The organism is Arthrobacter sp. Cr_A7 (assembly GCF_029222765.1).
Taxonomy (GTDB): domain Bacteria; phylum Actinomycetota; class Actinomycetes; order Actinomycetales; family Micrococcaceae; genus Arthrobacter.
The window spans coordinates 1-3,205 of sequence record NZ_JARHXQ010000334.1; the positions used below are offsets into that span (position 1 = coordinate 1).

At 66.7% G+C, this 3,205-nt stretch carries 4 protein-coding genes; 3 read left to right on the forward strand and 1 reads right to left on the reverse strand.

Annotated elements, in window-relative coordinates:
• Positions 1 to 494 (reverse strand): flavin reductase family protein (locus P2Q66_RS20220; RefSeq protein ID WP_275731016.1); only part of this gene is annotated, 494 nt, incomplete at its 3' end.
• A gap of 127 nt (positions 495 to 621) precedes the next feature.
• Between P2Q66_RS20220 and P2Q66_RS20225 the strand changes: the two genes are divergently transcribed.
• The 3 genes from P2Q66_RS20225 (at position 622) to nrdR (ending at position 3,172) form a co-directional block, all read left to right on the forward strand.
• Positions 622 to 1,155 carry a hypothetical protein gene (locus tag P2Q66_RS20225; RefSeq protein ID WP_275731017.1) on the forward strand — a complete coding sequence of 178 codons (534 nt, stop codon included), beginning with the start codon at positions 622 to 624 and terminating at the stop codon, positions 1,153 to 1,155.
• A 4-nt stretch (positions 1,156 to 1,159) separates the two neighbouring features.
• Complete coding sequence (hisD, locus tag P2Q66_RS20230) at positions 1,160 to 2,533, forward strand: histidinol dehydrogenase (protein WP_275731018.1); 1,374 nt, start codon at positions 1,160 to 1,162, stop codon at positions 2,531 to 2,533.
• A gap of 132 nt (positions 2,534 to 2,665) precedes the next feature.
• Positions 2,666 to 3,172 carry a transcriptional regulator NrdR gene (gene nrdR / locus P2Q66_RS20235; RefSeq protein WP_275731020.1) on the forward strand — a complete coding sequence of 169 codons (507 nt, stop codon included), beginning with the start codon at positions 2,666 to 2,668 and terminating at the stop codon, positions 3,170 to 3,172.
• Positions 3,173 to 3,205: the final 33 nt, after the last annotated feature.

The window sequence follows — 3,205 nt, forward strand, 5'->3', positions numbered from 1 at the left end:
TCGTAGTCGAGGGGAACAGGCTGGCTGTAGCCACCGCCGTGGTACAGCAGGGGAGAAGCGTCCCCGCCCACCTGCCCGTCAACCACCTGCACCACCACCACGGCGTTGTTCTCAAAGGACAGCCGCATCTGCACCTCGCCGATGAGCCACCCAGCCACATCCTTCAGGACGGGCACGCCGTGCGGGCCCACCTCCCAGTGGTCCCCCTCGAAGCGGTTGCTGGTGCCGGCAAAACGCTCGGCCAGTTCCTGGTTTTCGAGCCCGAGCATGTGGACGCCCAGGTAGGTGGTGTTCGCCACCGCAGGCCAGGACCTGGAGCTGCGGGCCATGTTGAAGGTGAAGCGTGGAGGTTTGGCGGAGAGTGAGGCCACGGAGGTTGCCGTGAACCCAAAGGGCTTGTCCTCATAGTTCACCGTGATGATGGCAACCCCGGCGGCATGCCGGCGGAACATCTCCCTGAACGTCCGCTCGAAGGGCGCGCTATTGTCGGTCACCGGAACTCCTGACAGCTGGATGGCTTGGTACTTCCTTCAAGCGTATGGTCCCCGGGCCGCGCCGGGTAACTCCTGACACACCACGTCACCGGATGGCCGGGCAGGAACATTTGTTAAGGTTTGTTGCATGATGAAACTCTTCCGCCGTACCCCGTCGCGGCTGCCGTGGGCAATGCTGGCGGTTCCGGCGGTGGCAGGGGTGCCTGCGGGTATCCTCTGGTGGCTCCTTGCCCCGGGCGGCCTGAACTTGGTCACCAGGGATCCGGACCTGGGCAGCGGGGGCAACCCCGTAGTCTGGCTGCCGCGTGACCTGACCCTTGCCGGGCTCATGCTCTTCGCCGGCTGCCTGCTGGCGGTGTTCCTCACCGACAAAAAACGCGCGGATCCGCAGGCTGCACTGCTCATGGGCCTCGCCGGCGCGCTGGTGGGCAACCTCCTGGCCTGGCAGGCGGGCATGCTGTCCGCCCGGCTGTGGGGACCGGCGGTGGACGCGACCGCCAACGCCAGCATCGAGTTCTCGCTGCGCGCCCTGCCGGTACTGCTGCTGTGGCCGGCTGCCACGGCGGTGGCGGTCTTCGTGCTGGAACTGCTGAACCTGCTGCGGAAGAAGCCGGACGGCGGTGCCGGTTCGGAAGAGGCACGGGTAAGCCACGTAAAATAGTCCGGTGACCATTACTCCGGAGTTTCCTGCCACGCCCGCCACCGCCGCCGTGAACTTTCGCACCGTCGACGTGCGGGGGCAAAGCCTCACGCTCGCGGGCCTGCGTGCCGCCGTGCCGCGGGCACAGGGCCAGACGGTAGCCAACGCCGAAGAGAAGGTCCTCGACATCATCTCGGACGTCCGCCAGCGGGGCTTTGAGGCCCTCGCCGAACTGGCACTGCGGTTCGACGGCGTCACCCAGGACCACCCGCTCGTTCCACAGGAAGCCCTCGCCGCTGCACTGGACCAGCTGGACCCGGCGGTCCGGCGGGCGCTGGAGGAGTCGATCAGCCGCGCGCGGAAGTTTGCCGACGGGCAGCGCCCTCGGAACCTCGACGTGGAACTTGGCGACGGCGCGGTGGTCAGCCAGAACTGGGTCCCGGTGGCGCGCGTGGGCCTCTACGTGCCGGGCGGCCTGGCCGTGTACCCGTCCTCGGTGATCATGAATGTGGTTCCGGCACTGGCAGCGGGGGTGGAGTCCATCGCCCTGGCATCGCCTCCGCAAAAGGAATTCGGCGGTCTGCCGCACCCCACCATCCTGGCCGCGGCAGCACTCCTGGGAATCACGGAGGTGTACGCGATCGGCGGTGCACAGGCCATCGCCGCATTCGCCTACGGCGTGGCCGGAACCCAGGCCGGGCCCGCGCTGGAGCCCGTGGACGTGGTCACAGGCCCCGGCAACATCTTCGTGGCCACCGCCAAACGCCTGGTGAAAGGCGTGGTGGGCATCGACTCCGAGGCCGGTACCACCGAAATCGCCATCCTTGCCGATTCCTCCGCCCAGCCCGCGCTGGTGGCGGCGGACCTGATCAGCCAGGCCGAACACGATCCCCAGGCGGCGTCGGTGCTTATCACCGATTCCGAAGACCTTGCAGCCGCTGTCCGCGCGGAGCTGGACCGGCAGGCGGCGTCCACCAAGCACTCCGCCCGGGTCAAGGAAGCACTGTCCGGGCCGCAGTCCGGCGTGGTGCTTGTGGAGGACCTGGACCAGGGCATCGCCGCCTGTGACGCCTACGCGGCGGAACACCTGGAAATCATGACCAGGGACGCTGCTGCCGTCGCGGCGCGGATCCGGAACGCCGGTGCCATCTTCGTCGGGGACTACAGCCCCGTCAGCCTGGGTGACTACTGCGCCGGGTCAAACCACGTGCTTCCCACCAGCGGTACGGCGGCCTTCTCCTCCGGTCTCAACGTCAACACCTTCCTGCGGGCCATCCAGGTGGTCAACTACAGCAGGGCCGCGCTGGAGGAAGTCAGCAGCCACATCGTGAACCTGTCCCGTGCGGAGGATCTGCCCGCGCACGGCGATGCCGTGACCGCCCGTTTCCCCGGCTCCTAAGCACTATATGTAGTAATTACAGGCTTGTTATTACGCTAGATGTGCCCGTAAACTGGAAGACGCTACGGCGCGGCACCACCGCGCCGCCAATTGGGAAGTCCCGGCACCGGGACCGTGCGAGAGAGGGACGCCATGTACTGTCCGTTCTGCCGCAATCCTGATTCACGCGTCGTTGACAGCCGCATGGCGGACGACGGTTCAGCCATCCGCCGGCGCCGGCAGTGCCCTGAGTGCGGCCGCCGGTTCACCACCGTCGAAACCACCAGCCTGTCCGTCATCAAGCGTTCGGGCGTTGGCGAGCCCTTCAGCCGCAGCAAAGTGATCAACGGTGTGCGGAAGGCCTGCCAGGGCCGCCCCGTCAGCGAGGATGATCTTGCGCTGCTGGCGCAGGAAGTCGAAGAGCAGATCCGCGCCTCAGGCGCGGCGGAAATCGACGCCCACGAGGTTGGACTCGTTATCCTCGGGCCGCTGCAGAAACTGGACAAGGTTGCATACCTGCGCTTTGCGAGCGTTTACCAGGCCTTTGAGTCCCTTGAAGACTTTGAAACGGCCATCTCCCTGTTGCGCCACGAGGCGGAGGAAGACGCCAAGGGGACACCGGCCAAGAGCGCCAAGGGATCAGAGAAAAGCCCCCTGTAATCTCCGGTGGCGGCGGTGGAGGGGAAGCCGCAG

Coding starts and splice junctions, on each gene's coding strand:
- P2Q66_RS20225 (WP_275731017.1), top strand. CDS start 622: ATGATGAAACTCTTCCGCCGTACCCCGTCGCGGCTGCCGTGGGCAATG.
- nrdR (WP_275731020.1), top strand. CDS start 2,666: ATGTACTGTCCGTTCTGCCGCAATCCTGATTCACGCGTCGTTGACAGC.